At 62.6% G+C, this 22,807-nt stretch carries 16 protein-coding genes and 1 pseudogene; 10 read left to right on the top strand and 7 right to left on the bottom strand.

Going from position 1 to position 22,807, the window contains the following annotated elements; all coding sequences use genetic code 11:
• Positions 1–1,364, bottom strand: a 1,364-nt coding sequence (locus E8F12_RS02555; RefSeq protein ID WP_280323728.1) for an L-serine ammonia-lyase, incomplete at its 3' end; no start/stop codon positions are given.
• Between the two features lie 756 nt (positions 1,365–2,120).
• Here E8F12_RS02555 and E8F12_RS02550 point away from each other — a divergent pair.
• Positions 2,121–2,540 (top strand): thioesterase family protein, encoded by a 420-nt coding sequence (locus tag E8F12_RS02550; RefSeq protein WP_280323727.1) that lies wholly within the window; start codon positions 2,121–2,123, stop codon positions 2,538–2,540.
• Positions 2,541–2,650: 110 nt separating this feature from the next.
• Here E8F12_RS02550 and E8F12_RS02545 read toward each other — a convergent pair whose 3' ends face one another.
• On the bottom strand, positions 2,651–2,953 hold the full coding sequence (locus E8F12_RS02545) for a hypothetical protein (protein WP_280323726.1): 303 nt from the start codon (positions 2,951–2,953) through the stop codon (positions 2,651–2,653).
• 205 nt (positions 2,954–3,158) lie between these two features.
• On the opposite strand from E8F12_RS02545, the gene E8F12_RS02540 reads away from it, so the two are divergent.
• Both E8F12_RS02540 and fusA read left to right on the top strand, forming a co-directional pair.
• Positions 3,159–4,199, top strand: coding sequence for a low specificity L-threonine aldolase (locus E8F12_RS02540; protein ID WP_280323725.1), 1,041 nt, complete (start codon positions 3,159–3,161; stop codon positions 4,197–4,199).
• 880 nt (positions 4,200–5,079) lie between these two features.
• Positions 5,080–7,125, top strand: coding sequence for an elongation factor G (fusA, locus tag E8F12_RS02535; protein ID WP_280323724.1), 2,046 nt, complete (start codon positions 5,080–5,082; stop codon positions 7,123–7,125).
• Between the two features lie 34 nt (positions 7,126–7,159).
• On the opposite strand, the gene gstA is transcribed toward fusA, so the two are convergent.
• Both gstA and gbcB read right to left on the bottom strand, forming a co-directional pair.
• Positions 7,160–7,765: a glutathione transferase GstA gene (gstA, locus tag E8F12_RS02530; RefSeq protein WP_280323723.1), complete on the bottom strand. Its 606-nt coding sequence runs from the start codon at positions 7,763–7,765 to the stop codon at positions 7,160–7,162.
• 291 nt (positions 7,766–8,056) lie between these two features.
• Positions 8,057–9,157: a glycine-betaine demethylase subunit GbcB gene (gene gbcB, locus E8F12_RS02525; protein WP_280323722.1), complete on the bottom strand. Its 1,101-nt coding sequence runs from the start codon at positions 9,155–9,157 to the stop codon at positions 8,057–8,059.
• 363 nt (positions 9,158–9,520) lie between these two features.
• On the opposite strand from gbcB, the gene gbcA reads away from it, so the two are divergent.
• The 5 genes from gbcA to E8F12_RS02500 all read left to right on the top strand — a co-directional run bounded on the left by gbcA (position 9,521) and on the right by E8F12_RS02500 (position 16,404).
• Positions 9,521–10,813: a glycine-betaine demethylase subunit GbcA gene (gbcA, locus tag E8F12_RS02520; protein WP_280323721.1), complete on the top strand. Its 1,293-nt coding sequence runs from the start codon at positions 9,521–9,523 to the stop codon at positions 10,811–10,813.
• Between the two features lie 535 nt (positions 10,814–11,348).
• A complete protein-coding gene (locus tag E8F12_RS02515; protein ID WP_280323720.1) occupies positions 11,349–11,666 on the top strand; it encodes a hypothetical protein in 318 nt (105 codons plus the stop codon).
• Positions 11,667–12,311: 645 nt separating this feature from the next.
• Complete coding sequence (locus tag E8F12_RS02510; RefSeq protein ID WP_280323719.1) at positions 12,312–12,896, top strand: fimbrial protein; 585 nt, start codon at positions 12,312–12,314, stop codon at positions 12,894–12,896.
• A 76-nt stretch (positions 12,897–12,972) separates the two neighbouring features.
• The gene (locus E8F12_RS02505) at positions 12,973–13,725 is read left to right on the top strand and encodes a molecular chaperone (protein ID WP_280323718.1); all 753 of its coding nucleotides are present in this window, start codon (positions 12,973–12,975) and stop codon (positions 13,723–13,725) included.
• Positions 13,726–13,953: 228 nt separating this feature from the next.
• Complete coding sequence (locus tag E8F12_RS02500; protein ID WP_280323729.1) at positions 13,954–16,404, top strand: fimbria/pilus outer membrane usher protein; 2,451 nt, start codon at positions 13,954–13,956, stop codon at positions 16,402–16,404.
• Between the two features lie 30 nt (positions 16,405–16,434).
• On the opposite strand, the gene E8F12_RS02495 is transcribed toward E8F12_RS02500, so the two are convergent.
• Complete coding sequence (locus E8F12_RS02495) at positions 16,435–17,070, bottom strand: response regulator transcription factor (RefSeq protein WP_280323717.1); 636 nt, start codon at positions 17,068–17,070, stop codon at positions 16,435–16,437.
• Positions 17,071–17,235: 165 nt separating this feature from the next.
• Here E8F12_RS02495 and E8F12_RS02490 point away from each other — a divergent pair.
• Positions 17,236–17,484 (top strand): annotated as a pseudogene (locus tag E8F12_RS02490) (response regulator); the annotation flags it as partial.
• Positions 17,485–17,495: 11 nt separating this feature from the next.
• On the opposite strand, the gene E8F12_RS02485 reads toward E8F12_RS02490, so the two are convergent.
• On the bottom strand, positions 17,496–21,191 hold the full coding sequence (locus E8F12_RS02485) for a transporter substrate-binding domain-containing protein (RefSeq protein ID WP_280323715.1): 3,696 nt from the start codon (positions 21,189–21,191) through the stop codon (positions 17,496–17,498).
• A 403-nt stretch (positions 21,192–21,594) separates the two neighbouring features.
• On the opposite strand from E8F12_RS02485, the gene E8F12_RS02480 reads away from it, so the two are divergent.
• The gene (locus E8F12_RS02480) at positions 21,595–22,224 is read left to right on the top strand and encodes a response regulator transcription factor (RefSeq protein ID WP_280323714.1); all 630 of its coding nucleotides are present in this window, start codon (positions 21,595–21,597) and stop codon (positions 22,222–22,224) included.
• A gap of 56 nt (positions 22,225–22,280) precedes the next feature.
• On the opposite strand, the gene E8F12_RS02475 is transcribed toward E8F12_RS02480, so the two are convergent.
• Positions 22,281–22,757: a thioesterase family protein gene (locus tag E8F12_RS02475; protein WP_280323713.1), complete on the bottom strand. Its 477-nt coding sequence runs from the start codon at positions 22,755–22,757 to the stop codon at positions 22,281–22,283.
• Positions 22,758–22,807: the final 50 nt, after the last annotated feature.

Raw genomic sequence — 22,807 nt, 5'->3', positions numbered from 1 at the left:
GCGCTGACGGCCAGGCCGCCGCGCGAGGTTTCCTTGTACTTGTCGTGCATGTCGGCACCGGTGTCGCGCATGGTGCGGATCACCTGGTCCAGCGAGATGAAGTGCTCGCCGTCGCCGCGCAGCGCCATCTGCGCCGCGTTGATCGCCTTCACCGCGGCGATCGCGTTGCGCTCGATACACGGCACCTGCACCAGCCCGCCCACCGGATCGCAGGTCAGCCCCAGGTTGTGCTCCAGGCCGATCTCCGCCGCGTTCTCCAGCTGCGCCGGGGTCGCCCCCAGCACTTCCGCCAGCCCCGCCGCGGCCATCGCGCAGGCCGAGCCCACCTCGCCCTGGCAACCGACTTCGGCGCCGGAGATCGAGGCGTTCTTCTTGCACAAAATGCCCACCGCCGCCGCGCCGAGGAAGAAGTTCACCACGTCGTCCTCCGACGCCTCGGGGTTGAAGCGCATGTAGTAGTGCAGCACCGCCGGGATGATCCCCGCCGCGCCATTGGTCGGCGCGGTGACCATGCGCCCGCCGGCGGCGTTTTCTTCGTTCACCGCCAGGGCGTAGAGGTTGACCCACTCCATGGCACTCATGGTCGAGCCGATCACGTTGGGCTTGCCCAGCTCCTGCAGGCTGCGGTGCAGCTTGGCCGCGCGGCGGCGCACATTCAGCCCGCCGGGGAGGATGCCTTCGTGGCCGAGGCCGTTGCTCACGCACTCCTGCATGGCGTCCCACAGCTTGAGCAGCCCGGCACGGATCTCCGCCTCGCTGCGCCAGGCCTTCTCGTTGGCCAGCATCAGTTCGGCGATGCGCAGGTTGTGGCGCTGGCAGAGCTGCAGCAGCTCCTCGGCGCTGGAGAAGTCATAGGGCAGTGCGGTGGCGTCCTGATCCAGCTGGCCGGCCTTGGCCTGGGCCTCGTCGACCACGAAGCCGCCGCCGATCGAGTAGTAGGTGTCGCGGTGCAGTTCACCGCCCTCGCCTTCGACGATCAGGGTCATGGCGTTGGGGTGGTAGGGCAGGTTTTCTTCCAGCAGCAGCAGGTCGCGGCTCCAGTCGAACGGCACCGGCTGGCGGCCGTCCAGCAGCAGCTCGCCGGCGGCCTGCAGCGCCTCGATGCGCGGGCCGATCTGCGTCGGATCGATACGGTCCGGCCATTCGCCCATCAGCCCCATCAGCGTGGCGCGGTCGGTGCCGTGGCCGACGCCGGTGGCCGACAGCGAGCCGTACAGGCGCACCTCGACGCGGCGCACCTGCGCCAGCAGGCCGCGCTCGCGCAGCGCCGTGGCGAACAGCGCCGCCGCGCGCATGGGGCCCACGGTGTGCGAGCTGGAGGGGCCGATACCGATCTTGAACAGGTCGAACACGCTGATGGCCATGCCGGTTCCTCGACGCCGGATGGGCGCCTTGTGGGAGCGATTTCAATCGCGATGCAGGCCGCAGGCCTGCCCTTCGAAGGGCCTCAGGGGACGCTGCACGTCCCTTTCGCGAATGAATTCGCTACAGACATCCAGCTCTGGGCTCCTTGCTGGCGATTCTCCTGGCCCGGCACCCGGAAAATCTGTCCGTTTCCGACCCGAAAATGCACCTGCCCACCGCCATCGCCCACAGAATCCGGGGATCAAGCTGTGGATAAGCTGTAGACCCCCTGCCCGGCCCCAGACCCATCGCCGCCTCCGGCAGAGTGATCATTTCCTGAGCTATTTCAGGAGCTTGGAAAATAGCTGCCCCCAGAATCCGTGCATCGCACTGTGGATAAGGTGTGAGTGGACGGCTGGGGCGTGGATGGCTGGTGGCTCGGGCGAAACTGATCAGAAAGCGATCAGGCGCGGAGAGAATTAAACACGCGCTTAAATTTTGTAACCCCTGCCGCCAAGGGATTTCGCCGCTGCTATAAATGGCGACGTGCAAATATCGACCAACCTAGAACTCGATACCGAGTTCCAGTCACGCGCCAATCTTTTCCGGGACCACCATGACTCGACCCGACCCCAGCCTCGGCGGTTGCGGCTGCCTGACAGCCGCACCCTGGCCTACCAGCAATCGCAGCTGCCGCGGGCGAACCTGTGGCTTTGTCCACAGGCAGAGGGTCCTGGCGGACGTCATCCATTCCAACAAGAACGAGGAAACCTGACATGCACGACAACCTGACCTACCGCGGTGCCGTCTATCCCTGGCATTGCGACCACATGGGCCACATGAACGTGATGTGGTACGTCGGCAAGTTCGACGAGGCCACCTGGCAGCTGTTCACCCTCCTGGGCCTGGCGCCGTCGCGGCTGCGCGAGGAGAACGCCGGCATGGCCGCGGTGGAACAACAGATCGAGTATCGCCGCGAGCTGCATGCCGGTGATGTGCTGTCCATCCATTCCCAGGTGCTGGAGGTGAAGGACAAGTCCATCCGTTTCCGCCACGAAATGCGCAATGACGAAACCGGCGAGATTGCCGCCGTAACCACCCTGGTGGGCGTCCACCTCGACACTTTGGCGCGCAAGGCGCGCGCCTTCCCGGCCGATATCCGCGAGCGGGCCACCGACTGGCAACCGGCCGCCTAGGGCTTACCCCCGAAAAGGGTGGATCGAGCTGTGGACAACCTGTGTAGTCGGCCCTGCAGCCCACGTCAGGCGGGGGCTGCGGCCAACTGGTCAGATTCCGTTCAACTGGCTCAGCTGTTCAGCTGGCTCAGGCAGGACTGGGAGACCTTCAGCAGGCGCTGGTGGGTTTCCTGGGGCAGCGGGGTTTTCTGGGCCTTCAGCTCGTCCAGTTCGGCGCGGCTGAATTCGTTGCTGACCTTGTCGGCTGCGCAGCTGCAATAGCGCTGCAGCTTGTCCGGCGCGATGGTGGCCTGGGCGCTGGTCTGGCACTCCTGAATGAAATGGTCGCGCTCGCCGGCAGGCCACTCGCCGGCGACTACGGGCAGGCCGATCAGCATGGGGACGAACAAGGCGATCAGGGTCGGGTAACGCATGTCGGTACCTCCTTCCGGGACGGAGACGCGCCGCGGCACGCTCTTGAGTTCTGAGGCGGCCTGGGCCCTCGGAGTTCCTTTTCACCGACCAGGCGCAAGGCGGTGAAAAGGATGTCGCCATGAACGAAACCTGCGAATGCAACCTGGCGTAAAGTTAGCCCCCATACGCCTGTGCCTGCAGGCGAACGGACAGAAGGACCAGGAAATGACCGACCAGACCCAGCAATTCGCCAGCGACAACTATTCCGGTATCTGCCCGGAAGCCTGGGCCGCGATGGCCGAGGCCAATCGCGGCCATGAGCGCGCCTACGGCGAGGACCAATGGACGGCCCGCGCCTCCGACCACTTCCGCCAGTTGTTCGAGACCGACTGCGAAGTCTTCTTCGCCTTCAACGGCACCGCCGCCAACTCCCTGGCCCTGGCGTCGCTGTGCCAGAGCTACCACAGCGTGATCTGCTCCGAGACCGCCCACGTCGAGACCGACGAATGCGGCGCGCCGGAGTTTTTCTCCAACGGCTCCAAGCTGCTGCTGGCGAAAACCGAGAACGGCAAGCTGACCCCGGAGGCCATCCGCGAGATCGCCCTGAAGCGCCAGGACATCCACTATCCCAAGCCTCGCGTGGTCACCCTCACCCAGGCCACCGAGGTAGGCACCGTCTACCGACCCGAGGAAGTACGCGCCATCAGCCAGGTGTGCAAGGAGCTCGGCCTCAACCTGCACATGGACGGCGCGCGCTTCGCCAATGCCTGCGCCTTCCTCGGCTGCTCGCCAGCGGACCTGACCTGGAAGGCCGGCGTGGACGTGCTCTGCTTCGGCGGCACCAAGAACGGCATGGCCGTGGGTGAGGCGATCCTGTTCTTCAACCGCGACCTGGCCGAAGACTTCGACTACCGCTGCAAGCAGGCCGGCCAGTTGGCGTCGAAGATGCGCTTCCTCGCCGCGCCCTGGGTCGGCCTGTTGCAGGACGACGCCTGGATGTACTACGGCAACCACGCCAACGCCTGCGCACAACTGCTGGCGAAACTGGTGAGCGACGTGCCAGGCGTCAGCCTGATGTTCCCGGTGGAAGCCAACGGCGTGTTCCTGCAGATGTCCGAACCCGCCCTGGAGTACCTGCGCGAGCGGGGCTGGCGTTTCTACACCTTCATCGGTGCCGGCGGCGCCCGCTTCATGTGCTCTTGGGACACCGAGATGGACCGCGTGCGCGAGCTGGCGGCGGATATCCGTGCGGCGATGGGGGCCTGACGTTCCCGTCCCCAGGCCTTTCGCTCCCTGTGGGGGCGAATTCATTCGCTAAGGGCAGCGCAGCTGCCCCCTGTGATCTCGACGGCAGGCCTTCGGCCTGCAAAGCGATTGAAATCGCCCCCACAGGTGAAGCATTTCCCACCATATCTCCCGCCTTACCCCCGATTTCCGTGGACCAACCTGTGGACAATCTGTAGAGCCATGCCTGCAGCCCAGACCATCCGGGGCTTCCCGCGGTTTGGATATTTCCTGATCGATTTCAACGACTTGCCATTTCTTCACACAGTTTCTGTGCAACGAAAGGTACACAAGCTGTGGAAAAGAGCCTGGAGCCCTTGTCTCATCAGCGATACAGTCAATTGTTCTTTTTTTGACCAACAGCAGAATCTGAAGCGCTTACCCCCAGACAACGTGGATAAGTCTGTGGAAAAGCTGTTGACCGCCCTGTATAGCAAAATCCCCGTCGTTCCTGGCTTGCAGCCGGACTCATGAAAAGATCGGCTGCCTCGTGGAAAATTTGCACACAAATCCCGTGCACAGTCCTGTGGAAAAACTGTTGAGACCCGGCTCAACCTCAGTAACCACGGGCTGTACAGAGAGCAGATCAAGCCCTGACCACCCACTCTTTCACAGGCAAAATCCCGCATCCAGCCTCCAGACGCAGTGGAAAAACCCGCTATTACCCACAAAGTCCGTGGAGCGTTCTGTGGACAAGCTGTACAGACCGCGCCCAGGGCCTGGACTGCCGGGGGCTGCCGGACTTCGTTCATTTTTCGAGCGATTTCAAAAGCTTGCGCTGAAACACGAGGACCAGCTGCGGTTTACGGCAGTCCCGGGGCGCCTGCCTATACTGGAAACACCCCAGCGCGCGGAGGTGCTCATGGCGAACTACTCGGTGGAATCCATTCGAACGATCGCCCTGGTCGGCCATGGCGATAGTGGCAAGACCAGCCTGACCGAGGCGCTGCTGCAATGCAGCGGCGCCATCGCCAGTGCCGGCAGCCTGGAACGCGGCGACACGGTGTGCGACTTCGATCCCCTGGAGCGCGAATACCGCCACTCCCTAGCCTCGGCGCTGGCCCACTGCAGCCATGCCGGCGCCGAACTGAACCTGATCGACACCCCCGGCTACCCGGACTTCATCGGCCAGTCCATCGCCGCGCTGGCGGCGGTGGAAACCGCACTGGTGGTGGTCAATGCGCAGAACGGCATCGAACTCACCACCCGCCGCATGATGGCCCTGGCCGCCGAGCGTGGCCTTTGCCGCATGCTGGTGGTGAACAAGATCGACGCCGAGCGGGTGGACCTGCCCGCCCTGCTCGCCAGCCTGCGGGAAGCCTTCGGCAAGGAGGTGCTGCCGCTGAACCTGCCGGCCGACAATGCCAGCCGCGTGGCGGACTGTTTCTTCGAACCCGACGGCGCAACTGACTTCTCCTCGGTAGACGAAGCCCACCAGGCCCTGGTGGACCAGGTGGTGGAAGTGGACGAAGAGCTGATGGCACGCTACCTGGAACAGGGCGAGATCGCCCCTGCCGAGTTGCACGAGCCCTTCGAGCGCGCGCTGCGCGAAGGTCATCTGATCCCCCTGTGCTTCACTTCCGCGCGCACCGGCGCGGGGATCGCCGAGCTGCTGGACGTGTTGGCGCGCCTGGCGCCCAACCCCACCGAGGGCAACCCGCCGCTGTTCCTCAAGGGCGAGGGGGCGGAGGCCAAGGCCTTCCGCCCCCAGCCGGACCCGCAACAGCATGTGATCGCCCATGTGTTCAAGGTGGTGATCGACCCCTTCGTGGGCAAGCTCGGAGTCTTCCGTGTGCACCAGGGCACCCTGGAGCGGGATATGCAGTTGTTCGTCGGCGACGGTCGCAAGCCCTTCAAGCTCGGCCACCTTCTGCGCCTGCAGGGCAAGCGCCACGAGGAAGTGACCCGGTTGATCCCCGGCGACTTCGGCGCCCTGACCAAGGTCGACGAAGTGGAGTTCGATTCGGTGCTGCACGACTCCCATGACGAAGACCAGATCCACCTCAAGCCCCTGGATTTCCCCGCTCCCATGCAGGGCCTGGCCATCGAGGCCAAACGCCGCGGCGACGAACAGCGCATCGCCGAAGTGCTGAACCGGCTGCAGGCCGAAGACCCCTGCGTGAAGCTCGACTATCAGGCCTCCACCCAGGAGACCGTGCTGCGCGGCATGGGCGAATTGCACCTGCGCTACCTGCTCGATCGCATCACCGGCACCTACAAGCTGGAAGTGGAAACCCGCCCGCCCAAAGTGCCCTACCGCGAAGCTATTACCCGCCCTGCCGAAGGTCACAGCCGGCACAAGAAACAGACCGGCGGCGCCGGTCAGTTCGGCGAAGTGTTCCTGCGCATCGAGCCCCTGCCGCGTGGCACGGGCTTTGCCTTCACCGATGAGGTGAAGGGTGGCGTGATCCCCTCGCAGTTCATCCCCTCGGTGGAGAAGGGTGTGCGCTCGGTGCTGGCCGGCGGTCCCCTGGCCGGGCTGCCGGTGGAAGACCTCAAGGTCACCGTCCACGACGGCAAGCACCACCCGGTGGACTCCAAGGACATCGCCTTCCAGGCCGCCGGGCGCAAGGCCATGATCGACGCCCTGCGGGCGGCCGGCGAAGTGGTGCTGGAGCCGATAGTCGCGATCGAAGTCAGCGCTCCCGAAGGCAATATCGGCGACATCACCACCGACCTGATCGGCCGCCGCGGCCAGGTCACCGGCACGGAGTCCCTGTCCCAGGGCATGGCCCTGGTCCACGGCCAAGTGCCCCTGGCCGAACTGGACGGCTATGCCGGACGGCTCAAGGCGATTACCGCCGGCCATGGCGCCTTCAGCATGCTGCTCAGTCACTACAGCGCAGCGCCCCAGGACGTGCAGCAGAAGCTGGCCGGGTCCTACAAGGCGGTGCAGGAAGAGGATTGAGACAGCGGATGGCATGTCCGCGCCAGCAACAGCCTCAGACCAACCCCTCCGCCTTCAGCGCTGCCTGCACCGCCGGCCGGGCCGCGACCCGGCCCTGGAAGGCCTGCAGGTCCGGGCAGTCGGAAAGGTCGATGCCGACATGACCCGACCAGCCGGCGACGGTAAAGAGGTAGGCGTCCGCCGCCGTGAAGTCATCGCCGGTCAGGTACTGGCGACCACGCAGCTGTTCCGAGACCCACTGCAGGCGCTTGTGGGCCATGCCTGAAAAGATCGCCTTGGCGGGCTCATCCAGCGCCGGGTTGAACAGCGCACCGAAGCTCTTGTGCAACTCGCTGGTGATGAAGGACTGCCATTCCATGACCCGATAGCGCATCAGGCTGCCGGCGGCGGGCATCAGGTCGGTGCGGCCGGCCTGGTCGCACAGGTACTGGTTGATCACCGGCCCTTCGGTCAGCGTCTGGCCGTTTTCCAGTTCCAGAAGGGGTACATAGCCCTTGGGATTGTTGCGGTAGTAGTCGTCGCCGGATGCCGTCCTGTGGGCACCCAAGTCGACCTTTTCCAGGCTGAAGGGCTGACCGGTTTCGCGCAGGATGATGTGCACGGCGAGCGAACAGGCTCCGGGGGTGTAGAAGAGTTTCATCGCGATTGCTCCTCTGGCAGGCCACGGGAAACCGGCGCCGAGGTCGCGCCGGCGGGTAGGCATTGAACAAGCATAGTGGGATTACCCCCACAAGCCGTGGACCATCCTGTGGACAAGCTGTTCGCCCCTGGCGCGGGCGGCCGGCCGGCAAGGGCTCCGGAGAATTGGTCGTTTTTTCCGCGATTTCAACGAGTTGCACACAGTAGCTGTGCACCTTGGGGCGCACAAGCTGTGGACAGATGGTGCCAGCCCACGGCGGGCGCGGGCTGGCGGGAGGTGCTCAGAAAACCATCAATAATCGATGGCCACGTCGCCCTTGGGAATGCTGCAGCAGGAGAGGATGTAGCCCTCGGCCACGTCTTCGTCGGTGATACCGCCGTTGTGCTCCATTTCCACTTCGCCGGCGGTCTTCATCACCTTGCAGGTGCCGCAGATACCCATGCCGCAGGCCTTGGGGATGTGCAGCCCAAGCTTGGCGGCAGCGGAGTGCACGGTTTCGCCGGGTGCAACACGGATGCTCTTGCCGGTGCTGGTGAAGTCCACCAGGTTCATGTCGCCAGCCGGGATCTCTGCCGCTCCGGCAGCCTCTGCGGCATGTCCCTGGGCCTCTTCGCGGATTTCCGGCGGCGTCGGGCCGAAGGCTTCCTCGTGGTAGCGCCTCATGTCGAAGCCGGCGGCTTCCAGCAGGCGCTTGATCGCCGACATGTAGGGCGTAGGACCGCAGCAGAAGACCTCGCGCTCCATGAAGTCCGAGGCGATCAGGTCGAGCATCGCGCGGCTCAAGTAGCCCCGGTAGCCGGACCAGGTCTCGCCGATCTCGTACTTCTCGCAGATCAGATGCAGCTTGAAGTTCTCGATGCGCGAGGCCATATGGCGCAGCTCGCGGTGGTAGATGATGTCCTTCGGCGTACGCGCGCTATGCACGAACACCATGTCCACCGCGCCATTGGTATCGAAGAACCAGCGCGCCATGGACATCACCGGGGTGATGCCGACACCGCCAGAAAGGAACAACACCTTGTCCGCCGGGAAGTCGATGGCGTTGAACAAGCCCACCGGCCCGTGCACCGGCAATACATCGCCTTCCTTCAGGTTATCGTGCAGCCAGTTGGACACCTTGCCGCCCGGCACGCGCTTGATAGTCAGGGAGAAGCTGTAGGGCACCGAGGGCGAGCTGGAAATGGTGTAGGAACGCATGATGGGCTGGCCGTCGATCTCCAGTTCCAGGGTCACGAATTGCCCCGGCTTGAAGAAGAACACCATGGGCTGGTCGGCCATGAAGCAGAAAGTGCGCACGTCCGAGGTTTCCTGGATGGCCTTGACGCACCGCACCAAGTGGCGGCCGTTGGTCCAGGTCTGGGTGGTCACGGGATTCAGGAAGTTGTTCGTCATGGAGGCTGCTCCGCGCGCGGCCGGATATCGGCCTATTGCGGCGGATTGTGAATAACGCAAAAACGGCCCATTTACCTGTCTGCGACATTCACATGCTCATCGCGACCTGCCAGCAACCATCGGGCCTCCCGCGTCGGAAACGGATGTCCCCATGTCGCCCGCAGATAAGGTCGTGCCTGTCAGCGCCAGCACACTCAATCCCAGCCGAAACATAAGGTTTCAGAGCGAACCACCCTCGCACCCGCAGCAGGGCAGCCAGTCGGCAGGCGAGCAACGAGGGCAGGTCACGCCGCCTTGCGTGACAACCGAAACAGCCACTTTTTGCGGCGGTCGCGAATGCGACCAGCCATTGAGGAGTTACCGATGGACGTCACTTCCACCCTGAGCCTGGGCGATCCGCTTGAACCCGCACGCAAGGCCACGGCCGAAATGCTCCGCGAACGCGACCACAGCTTCTCCCTGCCGCAGCCGTTCTACAACGACGAGCGCCTGTTCCAGATCGACATGCAGGAGATTTTCCACAAAGAGTGGCTGATCGCCGGCATGACCTGCGAGATTCCCGCCAAGGGCAACTACCTGACCCTGCAGATCGGCGATAACCCGATCATCGTCATCCGTGGCGCCGAAGGTCAGGTCCACGCCTTCCACAACGTCTGCCGCCACCGCGGCTCGCGCCTGTGCGTCAGCGAAAAGGGCAAGGTCGCCAAGCTGGTCTGCCCCTACCACCAGTGGACCTACGAACTGGATGGCCGCCTGCTGTTCGCCGGCACCGAAATGGGCGCCGACTTCGACATGAAGGAATACGGCCTCAAGCCCGTACACGTGAAGAGCGCCGGCGGCTACATCTTCATCAACCTGTCGGAAAACCCGCCGGCCATCGACGACTTCCTCTCCACGCTGGCTCATTACATGGAGCCGTACGACATGGAGAACACCAAGGTGGCCGTGCAGACCACCCTGAAGGAAGCCGCCAACTGGAAGCTGGTGATCGAGAACAACCGCGAGTGCTACCACTGCAACGGTTCGCACCCGGAACTGCTGAAGACCCTGCTGGAGTGGGACGACGTCACCGACCCGCGCGCCAGCCAGGCCTTCAAGGACCAGGTCGCCGCCTGCACCAGGGCCTGGGACGAGGAGAAGATTCCCTACGCCCACGCCAGCTTCGGCCTGCGCAACCGCATCGTGCGCATGCCGCTGCTCGACGGCACCGTATCCATGACCATGGACGGCAAGCAGGGTTGCAAGAAACTCATGGGCCGCATCAAGAACCCGGACCTGGGCTCCATGCGCATCCTTCACCTACCCCACGCCTGGAACCACTGCATGGGCGATCACATGATCGTCTTCACCGTGTGGCCCATCAGCGCCCAGGAAACCGTGGTCACCACCAAGTGGCTGGTACACAAGGATGCCGTGGAAGGTGTCGATTATGACGTAGCGCGCCTGCGCGAAGTCTGGGACGCCACCAACGACCAGGACCGTCGCCTGGCGGAAGAGAACCAGCGCGGCATCAACTCCACCGCCTACCAGCCAGGCCCGTACTCCAAGACCTACGAGTTCGGCGTGATCAACTTCATCGACTGGTACAGCGAGCGGGTGCTGAACAACCTGGGCGACACCCCGGCCACCAAGCTGCGCCAGGTCGGCGCGGAGTAAAACGGAAATATCCCGAGGGGCGGTCGCAAGCGTGATCGCCCTGACGGAAGAGGACGTCAGCCATGTCGATCTGCCTCGGCTTCGCCATCCTCCTGACGTTTTATGGACTGGCCTCGAGCCTGCTCAAGGCCTGGTCCGAACGCTCACACTGAGGTCCCCTCAAGGACCACCCTCGCCCTCGTCGGGATGTCGGCCCTGACGGGGGCTTTTTTTCGCCACCCGGTTTGCACGGCGCCCCTATTCCCGACGCTCCGCTGGAGCAAGATCTCGCCTCGTGCCAATCACTTCCTGCTCCGGCACAAAAGAAACCTAACCGTGGGATTGTCGCCCTGTTGACCAGGAAGTTTCGTGTCGGATTTTTCCGATAACTTCACGACTGAGTAGTGCTCCACACTTTTCCCATCAATTTGTCGGAACCGTGGACGGTCCTAAGACGAAAACGGGATTCCTACAAAAAAAACGGAACGATCGGGCATGGAAGTGTAGGAACTATCCGACTATTACTGGACATATGTCTCAGTAAGGAGAGTCAGCCATGAAAGGATTATGGGTTTCTGCCGCGATTGCGCTCGCTGTTTCGTCAGGCGTGTCCCACGCTGGCGAACCCGGGACTCACCATGGCGTCATTCAATTTGTGGGAAGTATCGTCAGGGCGCCCTGCGATTTATCGCCAAGCGACTGGTATCAGCACCTGGGCCGCGTGCAAGGCGTCAGCCCAACCGGCGCCGACTCGGTCCCTGCTGCCAGTGGCGAGTGCGCGGGTATTGCTGATACCACCTCCATCAGTAGCCGGAAAGTGAGCAGCACAAACAGTGCCGTTCAAAGTGAGCTGGTGACCATCACGTTCAACTAGGAACCTGATGGTTCGCTGACCGTGGGGCGGCCCTTTCACCCGCCGGGCGGGGCCGCCCAACCTGCACATGACTGCAGCCTTCTAAAGTTCTGTGACAAGTGATTTCGTCCGGACACTGCCTGACGGGAGGCTGCAGCTTCAGCAACGATTCCGGTGGGAGCCAAGCCCGGCTCTTACCGGGCCTAGACGCGTCACCAACAGAACCCTGGCGCGCTAAACAATAATTTCATGCGAAATTATTTATTCAGATCTTGAAACAATTAAAACAATTCAATCACTTGTCTAAAACCGAATTACCTGATTCAGAAACAAACATATAACGACCCACTTCAGGACACATCTGATCTGGCGAGCAGATCTCCTATTTACTTCAGATCACTCCAGTCGTATCCATCCAGCTCAAATACCCGCCCCCAGCGCTCACCATAGAAAGCGGCGGAATCAACCAGGTTCCGCAACATATTCGCAATTCACCAGATCTTGCAGAAAACAGCCTTCAACTGCGCCCTCGGAAAATGACTACTGACCATGCAGTCAGTTCTTACATTGCCCAAAAGCATCGCCCGATAGTCATTGAACGGCCTGAAAACTATCGTGGTCCAGCATTTCGATGCAGCACTTTTGCCAACACTTTTGGAGTTAATGATGAAACAGTTTTCCCTGGCATTTCTGACCCTGTCCATGCTCGCAGCCACCGGTTCCGCCTTCGCTGCTGACCCGGTTACCCCGACCAAGGCAGGTAGCGGCCAGATCAACTTCACCGGCGTGATCAACAACGACGCCTGCTCGGTTGAAGGCGCGGCCGGTAAAGAAAAAGCGATTGCCGTAGACATGGGCGCCGTATCCATCAAAGACATGGGCACCGACACCGCTCCGACCGGTGGCCGCCTGGCTGCCAGCGACTTCAACCTCAAGGTCAACTGCAACCAGGGCACCAAGGTCTCCATGCTGTTCGATGCCAAGGCCGGCTCCGGTGTGGTCGCTGGCAAGAAAGTCCTGGCCCTGAACGCAGGCACCGAGTCCGCGAAGAATGTGGGTATTGCCATCCTGGACAGCAACGGCCAGGTCATCGACCTGTCCGCGCCGGCCACCGCCAAGATTGAAAGCGCGCTGAACGGTAGCGACGCCACCCTGACCTTCGCTGCGGCCTACGTAACTACCGCTGACCCGAAGACCGCCACCGCCGGTAACGGTAACGCGACCCTGCCGTTCACCCTGCAGTACGAGTAAGCAGGGCCCACGGTTCTCAAGATTGGCGAGGCCCAACGGCCTCGCCACCTCGTTCTTGCTCCAAGTGGTAAAGCCTATGCTCCGTCGCACAATTTCAGCCTGCCTGGGCGCCTTGAGCCTCGTGCTGGCGTCTCAAGTTTCCGCAGGAATCTCCCTCAACTCCACGCGCATCATCTTCAACGGCTCCGACAAGGAAGCCAGCATCACGGTTCGCAACGGCGGCCAGCAGGCCCTGATCCAGTCCTGGATCGACAACGCGGATGCGACAGATACCCCTGCGCCGTTTGCTGTGACGCCGCCCCTGGCCCGTATTCCGGCAAATGAGCAACAGCTGCTACGCCTCCTCTATGAAGGTAGCGGCATGCCGACCGACCGCGAATCGGTGGTGTGGCTGAATGTCCAGGAAATTCCCCAGGCCGTCGATGGGCAGAACACCCTGCAACTGGCTGTGCGTCAGCGGATCAAGGTGTTCTTCCGACCTGCCGGCCTTGCCGGAGAAGCCCACCAGGTCCCTGAAGAGCTGCAGTGGAAGCTGGAACTCCAGGGGGGCAAGCACGTGCTCAAGGTCAGGAATCCCAGCCGGTATCACGTTTCCATGGCCAACGTGACGCTGGGCAGCGCCAGCAGGGCGGACGTTGCAGTCGACTCCACCATGGTCGCCCCTGGTGAAGAGAAAGAGTTCACCGTCAAGCAACCCGCCTCCTCAAGCAGCGTGGAGCTCACATTCTCCAGCATCAATGACTACGGGGCACAGGTCCCCTACGCCGCAAAACTCTCGGCAGGCAACTCCGTTGGCGCAACGGCCACGCGGTCCAACCGAGATTCATAACGGGCTCTACCCGACTCGCAACTTCACCCCTGGTGGGCATCCGATGCCCCAGCGCAACGCATTTCTTTCAGGGGGGTGATTCAGGATCCTCGCAGGCATTGAGAAATGAGCAACAGACCCAATCACTCCCTTGGACGGAGCGGGCGGACTTCGGCTGAAAACCATCAGCCAGTGCCCTCCGGCAGTCCCAACCGGCTCGCGCTGGCGATCACCCTCGCGGTGCCCGCCATGGTGCTTGGCGCAGAAACTCCGGTGGTTCAGCCAACCGATGAGGCACAGGTCGAGTCATTCAACACCACTTTCCTGAAGGGTGCCCCATCGTCGGTGGACCTGCAGCTGCTGCTGCGCGAAAACAGCGTCCTGCCCGGCAACTATCGGGTTGACCTCTACAGCAACCAGGTGATCGTCGGCCGTCGCGACATCGACTTCGTGCGCAATCCGCAAACCGGCATCGTCGAGGCCTGCCTGAACTACGACCTGCTTCACCTGCTGGGCATCGACATGGCCAAGCTGATCGAGCAGGGCAAGTTGCACCCTGAGGCACCCGAGACCTGCTACGACCTGCCCACGTTGATCGACCAGGCCACGCTGCGCTACGACTCCACCCGTTTGCGCCTACTCGCCAGCGTTCCGCAAGTGGCCATGGCCCGGGGCATGCGTGGCTACGTCGATCCGGCACTGTGGGACAGTGGCGTTACAGCCGCGTTCGTCAACTACCAGTTCAACACCAACCGGAACCGGGACGATTTTGGGCGGCAGGTTTCCAACAACCTGGGCCTGCGCAATGGCATCAACCTGGGAGCCTGGCGCCTGCGCAACGAGTCCAACTACAGGACCGGTACCGGCCGCCCGAGCCAGTTCACCAGCAACCGCACCTACCTGCAGCATGACGTTACGCCCCTCAGGGGGCAGTTCAGCGTCGGCGAAATTTATTCCGACGCCGACCTGTTCGATAGCGTGCGCTACCGCGGTATCAAGCTGGCCTCAGACGAGGGCATGAAGGCGGATAGCGAACGCGGCTATGCGCCGGTGATCCGTGGCGTTGCAGAAACCAACGCCACCGTGGAGATCCGCCAGAACGACTACATCCTCTACTCGGCGACCGTTCCGCCGGGTCCGTTCGAGATCAGTGACATCTACCCCACCGGGTCCAATGGTGACCTGGAGGTGACCATCATCGAAGCGGATGGCCGGCGTCGCGTGACCAAGCAGGCCTTCTCGAGCCTGCCGACCATGGTGCGTGAAGGGCAGGTGAAGTACAGCGTTTCGGCGGGCGAGTTCAACAGCAACAGTGACGGTCTGGAAACGCCGAAGTTCGTCAGCGGCACAGTGGCTTACGGCGTGAACAGCAACCTGACGGGCATTGCGGGCGCACAGGTAACCCAGGATTTCAATGCGGTATCACTCGGGGCGGGACGGAACACTTCGATCGGTGCCTTCTCGGTTGACATGACCCACTCGTCCAGCCGGGTGAAGGGCCTCTCCGCGCAGGGCAACAGCTTGCGCGCGCTCTACGCCAAGACCTTCACTGGCACCGACACGAGCTTTACCCTGGCCGCCTATCGCTATTCCACCGAGGGTTATCGGACGCTCTCGGACCATGTGCTGGAACTCAGCGAAGGCATCCAGTCCCAAGGCAGCCGCTCGAAAATCCGTACCGACCTGACAGTCAACCAGACGCTGGGCGGGCGTAAGTACGGCAATCTTTACATCAACGCCAGCGACGAGCGCTACTGGAACCGGGGAGGATCGCGCAGCCTTTCCGCCGGCTATTCCAATGGCTGGCGGGATGTCAGCTACAGCTTCAGCGTCACCCAGACCAAGGACATTGGCAGCACGAATTCCTCAAACAACGACACGCAGGTGAACCTCTCCGTGTCCTTCCCGTTGGGGTCGAGACCACGAGCGCCCAGGGCGTACCTGACAACCACCAGCCAGAAGCACAGTGACAATACCCAGCTTGGCGTGAACGGCTACCTCTCCGAGGACAGCAATACGTCTTACTCGCTTCAGGGCGGGAACAGCAGCAACAGTGGCAATTCCGCTTCCGCCAGCCTGAACAGCCGCACCTCTATCGCGGATATCACGCTGGGCTATAGCAAGGGCCGCGACTACACCTCGGAAAACCTCAACGTGTCCGGTTCCCTGGTAGCCCACGCAGGCGGTATCAACCTGGGCCAACCTGTGGGGGAAACCTTCACCCTGGTCGAAGTACCCGACATCTCGGGCGTGGGCATCAGCAACTACACCGGTGTAAGCACCGGCTACAACGGCTACGCGGTGGTACCCAACGCCCAGCCCTACCGTGTCAACTGGATCACCCTGGACACGCGCAATCTCGGTGGCGACATCGAAATCGAAAACGCCACCCAGCAGGTGGTGCCACGCCGTGGCGCGGTAGTGCTAGCGCGTTACGTCGGCAAGAAAGGGCGCCGAGTGCAGTTCGAACTGTTCGACGCCAACCAGCAGCCCATCCCGTTTGGCGCTTCGCTCGAAGATGCCGATGGCAAGCAACTCGCCATCTCGGACCCGGGTGGCCGGGCGCTGGCACTGGTCGAGGAAGACGAGGCCACGCTGACCATCAAGTGGGGCACCCACGAGTGCCGATCCAGTTACTCGTTGCCGCCGCAAGACAAGGCGACGAACTACGAGCGCTACCGCCTCACCTGTCAGGGCTGATGGGGCAGATGAAACGCCTCCTGCAGGGCGCTAGTCCTCCCGGTGTGCGGCGAGGTCATTGCGCCGGGCAAACTCGATCAGTTCCACCAGCGAGCCAAGGTTCAGCTTCTGCAGGATACGAGTCTTGTAGGTGCTGATGGTCTTGTTGCTGAGCAGCATCCGCTCGCCGATGTCCTTGTTGGAAAGCCCCGAGGCCAGGTACTGCAGCACCATCAGCTCCTGATTGGACAGCCGTCCGACCATCTCGGCCTCGCTGGGAGCAGGTGCCTGACCACCACTCAGGACGCTGGCGGGAAAGACGGTAAAACCGGCGTTAATGGCGTTGATGGCAGTCACCAGGTTCTGCAAGTCCTCTTCCTTGCTGACGAACCCCTTGGCGCCGGCCTGGAAGCAACGCTGGGAGAAGCTGTCGACCGGCTGGGAAGTGAGCACCAGCACCTGGCTGTCGAGCCCGAGCGAGCGAATGCGCGAGATGACATTCAAGCCGTCGAGCTTAGGAATGCCGATGTCCAGGATGACGAGGTCCGGCTCATGCTGACGAATCAGTTGCAGGGCATCCACCCCATTGTCGGCCTCACCAACAATCTCCATGCCGTTGCGTTCGAGCAACATGCGAACGGCCATGCGTATGACCGGATGATCGTCGACTATCAGCGCATTTCTCATTGATACCCCTGAGTTTCTGGAAGCTCGTCCGTGCCTGGCGCGACATCGCGATCCGAAGCCGACACTGACGAATTTGTCCTACAAGCTAGCAGGAAATTTCGGCTACCAGGCAACGCCAAGCCTGCGTACCGTGACCCGCACCGCAAGCCTCCCGAGCGAATTCCCATGAAGAACATGAGCATCCTGGTGCTGGAAGACGAGCCCTTTCAGCGCCTCGTCGCCGGTACCGTCTTGCGCAAGCTCGGCGTCGGGCGCATACGCGAAGCGGCCGAAGGCGCCGAGGCGCTGCGCATACTCGAGACCTTCGGAGACGTCGACATTGTCCTGTGCGATCTGCGCATGGCCGGCATGGATGGCCTGACCTTTCTGCGTCACGCCAGCCACGCGGGGGGGATTCGCTCGGTCATTCTCAGCCGTGCCACGGTTCACTGAACCTCCAGCGCCAGATGTGCCTCCAGAGCGTGGTCCAGCTCCCGCATCGCTCGTAACAGGTCGTCAGCCCGCTCCTGAAGGAACTCAGGCTCTGGGGAGGGTGCGTGGCAGGCCTGTTCCAGGCGCTCGCATGCAGCAACCAGCCGGTCTGCACGCACCACCCGCCCCGCTCCCTTCAGCCGATGGGCCAGCTCCGCAAGCCCCATGGCGTCGCCCTGATCCGCCAGGGACGTCAGCGACCCCAGATCACGGCGGTTGGCGCTCAGCAACTCGCTCAACAGATTGCGAATGAGTCCGGCATCGCCTCCCGTCAGCGTCGCCAGGGATAAAAGGTCGAATAGGCCAGGGGCGTCTGTTGCTGCCTGCGACTGCGCGTCCGTCTCCAGCGGCAGCTCGGGTGCGGTCTGGCAAAGTATGTCCGCCAACACGTCCAGCCCAATGGGCTTGATCAGGCAGTCGTCCATACCCGCCTGGATGGCGCACTCGACTTCCTCCTGCTGGGCATCCGCGGTCAGCCCCAGGATCGAAGTCGGTGCCAACTGCCGCGCCCGCTCCTCAGCGCGAATGGCGCGGGCCAGCTCGGCGCCGTTCATCCGCGGCATGTGACAGTCGGTGACCACGACGTCGAAAGGCTCCGCACGCCAGCTCGCCAAGGCCGCCACGCCGTCCTCGGCTTCCACCACTTCGTGCCCGAGATAGCCCAGCTGCTGGGCAAGGATCTGCCGGTTCACCGGGTGGTCGTCCACCACCAGCACCCGCAGGCGACGCCACGAGCGGTCGCGCCGAACGAGTGCCGATGGCACCTCTTCAATCGGGTCCAGCCGATGCAGGCGCAGTTCCACCTCCACCCGCGTACCCTTGCCCGGCGTACTCTCGAGGCTGAGCCGTCCGCCCATCATCTCGCACAGGGAGCGGCTGATGATGAGTCCCAACCCCGCCCCTTCGGCCTGGTGGAACCCTCGCTGCACCTGGGAAAAGGGCCGGAAAAGGCGCTGCTGATCAGCCTCGGAGATGCCGATGCCGGTGTCCTCGACACAAACCTGCACCTGCAACAGGCCAGGCTCCGGCTCCTCGCCCTGGATCGACAGGCGAACGCTTCCCTCGTGGGTGAACTTGATCGCGTTGCTGACCAGATTGGCGAGGACCTGCTTGAAACGGAGCCCATCAACCAACACGTCGCCACCAATGCTGGAGTCGATATCGAGGACCAGCTCAAGGCCCTTCTGCCGGGCAAGGCCGTCGAACACGCGCGCCACCGACTCCACCAGTTCCCGCAGATTGGCGCGGCGCGGCGCCAGGCTGAGCCGGCCGGACTCGATGCGAGCAATGTCAAGAATGTCACCGATCAGCTCCAGCAGGCCGTGAGCCGAGCTGTACGCCACTACGATGCTGGCGCGGTCAATGGGCGCGTCCTCGGCACGCTTGAGGGCAAGTTCGAGAATGCCGATCACCGCGTTCATCGGCGTACGGATCTCGTGGCTCATGGTGGCGAGGAAGGTGGTCTTGGCGCGGCTGGCTTCGTCAGCCAGGTTCTTCGCCGCTTCCAGCTCCTCGATCAAACGCCGGTGTTCGGTGATGTCGAGCCAACCACCGATTATGCCCTTGACCTCGCCGGTGGAGTCCTGGAAAGGCTGGATCCAGTAGTCGACCCACAGCTCACGTCCCTGCAGTCGAATAGGATGAACGCCCTGGACCATGCGTCCTTCGGACATTGCCCGGAGGTAGAGGCGGTGGAGTTCGATTGCCGACTCGAACGTCTCTTCGGGCAGATCCAGCACGGTATGGCCACGCACCTGTTCCAGGGGCAGGCCGATGCTCTCCAGGTAGCTGCGATTGGCGGACAGCAGGCGCCCTTCGGCGTCCCGCACGTAGATCGGCGGAGGCATGCCGTCGGTGAGGGCTTCGATAAAGCGCAGCTCGTCGTTGAGCTTCCGCTCCACGTGCTTGCGCCGGCGAATCTCGCGGCGCAGGTGGAGCACCCAGGCCAGCACCAGCAACACCACCCCTGCCGCACCGAGCAGGATGCGCTGGATCAGCGTTCCGTAGTCACGCCAGGACTGCGGGCTCATGCCCGGCGTTCCACGCCAGCGGTTAGCCATGGCATTCAGCTCGTTCGGCGGAATGCCGGACAACGTCTTGTCGAGAATCGCCTGCAGCTCCCCATCGGCGCGACGCATGGCGAAGTTGTCCGTTGCCGGATCGATCAGGGCCAGCGCGGCGATCACCAACTGATCGTTGAACAGCCGCGTCGTGTAGTAGCGAGCGTTTGCCAGCGCAACCAGCGCGTAATCAGCACTTTCGGAGTGCACCAGGTTCAGGGCATCAAGCGTCGATTCCGCTTCGACCAGACGGATTCCGGGGTACGCGGCAAGCATGTGGTCCCGGGCCACATGCCCACGCGCCAGGGCCAGGCGGACGTCCTTTGCGTTCCCCGGCTCCAGCGCACGGAGCCCGGCATCGGCCTGTGCCACCAGGACGAACGGGCTGGATGAAACCGGGTGAGAGAAACGCAGCAGCTGTTCTCGTGCCTTGCTGGAGGTCATGACAGCCAGGTCCGCGTCCTCGCGCTGCAGAATCTCGATCTGCTCGGCCACACTGCCAGCCCGACTCTGTGCAACGAACTGCAACCCGGTCCGTTGGCTGACGATTTCCAGGACATCAGCGGCGATGCCGCGAAACTTCCCTTGCTCGTCGAAGAACGCCAGAGGCGCCAGATCGTCGTTGATCACCAGGCGGACCACCGGGTGCTGCTCCACCCATTTGGCCTCCTCAACGGACAATGGCAAAGACTGGACGAGGGGGATCAGGAGGCTGCCCACCCAGCCACGGCATATCTCGTCCAGGCGCGCTCGGCCAGCTGCACGCAGAGCGCCATCTAGCCCCCTTTGCAGTGCCTGGTCTTCGGCATGTACCAGAAATCCGAGTTGGGTTTCGGAATGCTCGACGGTGCGCTCGAACCTGACCAGCCCATAGAAAGCGCGGTTGAGGCGGTAATACACCGACAGCAAGTCCCCTGCGAGGAGATCGACCTGCCCGAATGCCACCATGGACAAGGCGTCCTCCACCGACGCAGCCTCAACCAGACGCGCGCGCGGGTAGCGTTGTGCGACCTGCTCAGCCAGGCCGGGAGGCGTGGCGATGGTGGTACCCGCCAGATCCTTCGGGAAAGTTCCGCTCCACTCATAGCGGCGAAACAATGCGAGACGATCCTGTGTCAGCGGCACGCTGTGGGTGATTGGCAGCCCCTGTCCCTCCTGATCGCTTCCCACGGCCAGGTCGACCTGGTGTGCAGCCAGCGCCCGCAACAGTGAGTCGCGGTCGGGGTATTGGCGTACCGTGATCTGAAGCCGCAGGAGTTGCCCGATCAGCGTGGTCGCATCTGCGGCTATGCCCTCGTACGCACCATCGCGCTGAATCATCTCCAGCGGCTCATGACCCTGGGCGGCGACCCCCAGTACCAGCTCGCGTTTTTCGCGTAACCAGTGCCAGTCCGCTTCAGCTATCGCCAGATCACGCTGATCCGCCACAAGCCGGCTGGACAGAACAAGGGGCTGAGTCTCCGCCAGAGCTGGCGGCATGCTGAGCAGCAGGGCGAGAAGGCTGGCTACGACACACAGCGCCAGACGGAACAGCGGGCGCCCGCGCGCCGACATGCCAGGTCGGAATCGCATTAACCGGAAGAATGTCACCTGGAACTCCTTGCCATTCTTAGCCCAACTCCTTTCACCTGCTGTCGCCTACAAAAGCTGTAGGAAACTTCCTAACCACCAATTCATGGTCCAGCGCAGGAATATACTCGCAACCCTACATCCCTGCTGGCCCTTACAACTCGTCTTCTGTATTTGGCGTACAGCTTTTTAAGCATTTGGAAAGTTCAACCAGCCCCTGTACGACACTTGGCGCAGACGCGCCACTCCTGGCGAGGTCGGACAAAAGGCCAATACGCCGGCCTGTTTGAACAGCACGGATTATTAGCGTCAGAAGTCTTGGCGCCATTCGGATATTCATTCCACCCAATTTTCCAATGACATCTATTCGAAGTGCTTTTCTGCCCTTCACATCATTGGGAACTCTGACAAGGAGTATGAACAGATGAGCAAAGTCCTGCTGATCGACAACCAGCCCATGATCCGCTTCGCCACCCGCATCCTGCTGGAACGTGAGGGCTATGAAATCGTCGGTGAAACCGAGGTGGGTGTCGAAGGCCTGAGCCTGGCGCGCGCACTGCAGCCCGATCTGGTGATCGTGGATATCGCCATCCCCAAACTGGATGGCCTGGAAGTCGTGGCCCGCCTGAGTGCCATGGACCCGAACCTCAAGCTGCTGGTGCTGACTTCGCTGCCAGCTTCGCTGTATGCCAACCGCTGCCTGCAGGCCGGCGCCACTGGCTACCTCTCGAAACAGGAGAGCGAGGCCAGCCTGGTATCTGCCATCAGCTCGATTCTCTCCGGGTACAGCTTGTTCCCCAGCACCGTGCACTTGCCGACCTCATCGAACGGCAAGGACAGCAACGACGTGCAACTGCTGGATAGCCTGTCTGACCGCGAGCTGGCAGTGCTGCAGAACCTGGCCAATGGCAAGAACAACAAGGAAATCGCCGAGCATCTGTTCATCAGCCACAAGACGGTAAGCACGTACAAGTCGCGGCTGATGGACAAACTGAAGACCCGCAACCAGGTCGACCTGATCGACTTCGCCCGCCGTTACGAGCTGATCGCCTGACGCGAGACTCCCACCTGTAGCAACGCCAGGGAGCGGCGTTGCCCAAAGGGTTCTCTTCAGCGTTGTGGCAGGGCGATCACCCGCCCAATGTGTACCGGACGCGACAGTCCGGCCTGTTCCGCAGCGATGCCACGGATGCGCCCGGCCACCTTCTCGACGAAGGGCGCCGAGCGCCCGGCGCTGCTGTCGATGTTCATCAACATCTGCTCGCTCGCGGCAAGCTCGGCTGCATCGTCCGGATAGTGCAGGCTGTGGTGGATGTGCAGCCGCTTCGCGTCGAAGCCCAGAATCTGGGTTCGCACCTCCACCTCCGCCCCCAGCTTTACCTCCGCCAGATAGTTCAAGTGGCACTCCAGCGTGTAAAGGGTGTGGCCGGTCTCGGCCCGCCCCGCTTCGTCCAGGCCAATCTCGTCCATCAACGCGTCGGTCGCATAACTGAAAATCAACAGGTAGAAGGCATCCCGCAGATGGCCGTTGTAGTCCACCCACTCGGCGGAGATGGTGGTGCGGTAGGTGGTCAGGGCTATGGACATGTGCGGCTCCCGTCATGCCCTCTCCCCAGCCCCCTCCCTGAATGGAGAGG

Source organism: Pseudomonas sp. BN102 (genome assembly GCF_029871245.1).
Lineage (GTDB): Bacteria > Pseudomonadota > Gammaproteobacteria > Pseudomonadales > Pseudomonadaceae > Metapseudomonas.
This window is presented reverse-complemented; position numbering and strand designations above follow the sequence as displayed.

Excerpts from the sequence above, each read along its gene's own strand:
- E8F12_RS02550 (WP_280323727.1), top strand. The coding sequence starts at position 2,121 with ATGCACGACAACCTGACCTACCGCGGTGCCGTCTATCCCTGGCATTGC.
- E8F12_RS02545 (WP_280323726.1), bottom strand. The coding sequence starts at position 2,953 with ATGCGTTACCCGACCCTGATCGCCTTGTTCGTCCCCATGCTGATCGGC.
- E8F12_RS02540 (WP_280323725.1), top strand. The coding sequence starts at position 3,159 with ATGACCGACCAGACCCAGCAATTCGCCAGCGACAACTATTCCGGTATC.
- fusA (WP_280323724.1), top strand. The coding sequence starts at position 5,080 with ATGGCGAACTACTCGGTGGAATCCATTCGAACGATCGCCCTGGTCGGC.
- gstA (WP_280323723.1), bottom strand. The coding sequence starts at position 7,765 with ATGAAACTCTTCTACACCCCCGGAGCCTGTTCGCTCGCCGTGCACATC.
- gbcB (WP_280323722.1), bottom strand. The coding sequence starts at position 9,157 with ATGACGAACAACTTCCTGAATCCCGTGACCACCCAGACCTGGACCAAC.
- gbcA (WP_280323721.1), top strand. The coding sequence starts at position 9,521 with ATGGACGTCACTTCCACCCTGAGCCTGGGCGATCCGCTTGAACCCGCA.
- E8F12_RS02515 (WP_280323720.1), top strand. The coding sequence starts at position 11,349 with ATGAAAGGATTATGGGTTTCTGCCGCGATTGCGCTCGCTGTTTCGTCA.
- E8F12_RS02510 (WP_280323719.1), top strand. The coding sequence starts at position 12,312 with ATGAAACAGTTTTCCCTGGCATTTCTGACCCTGTCCATGCTCGCAGCC.
- E8F12_RS02505 (WP_280323718.1), top strand. The coding sequence starts at position 12,973 with ATGCTCCGTCGCACAATTTCAGCCTGCCTGGGCGCCTTGAGCCTCGTG.
- E8F12_RS02500 (WP_280323729.1), top strand. The coding sequence starts at position 13,954 with ATGGTGCTTGGCGCAGAAACTCCGGTGGTTCAGCCAACCGATGAGGCA.
- E8F12_RS02495 (WP_280323717.1), bottom strand. The coding sequence starts at position 17,070 with ATGAGAAATGCGCTGATAGTCGACGATCATCCGGTCATACGCATGGCC.
- E8F12_RS02480 (WP_280323714.1), top strand. The coding sequence starts at position 21,595 with ATGAGCAAAGTCCTGCTGATCGACAACCAGCCCATGATCCGCTTCGCC.
- E8F12_RS02475 (WP_280323713.1), bottom strand. The coding sequence starts at position 22,757 with ATGTCCATAGCCCTGACCACCTACCGCACCACCATCTCCGCCGAGTGG.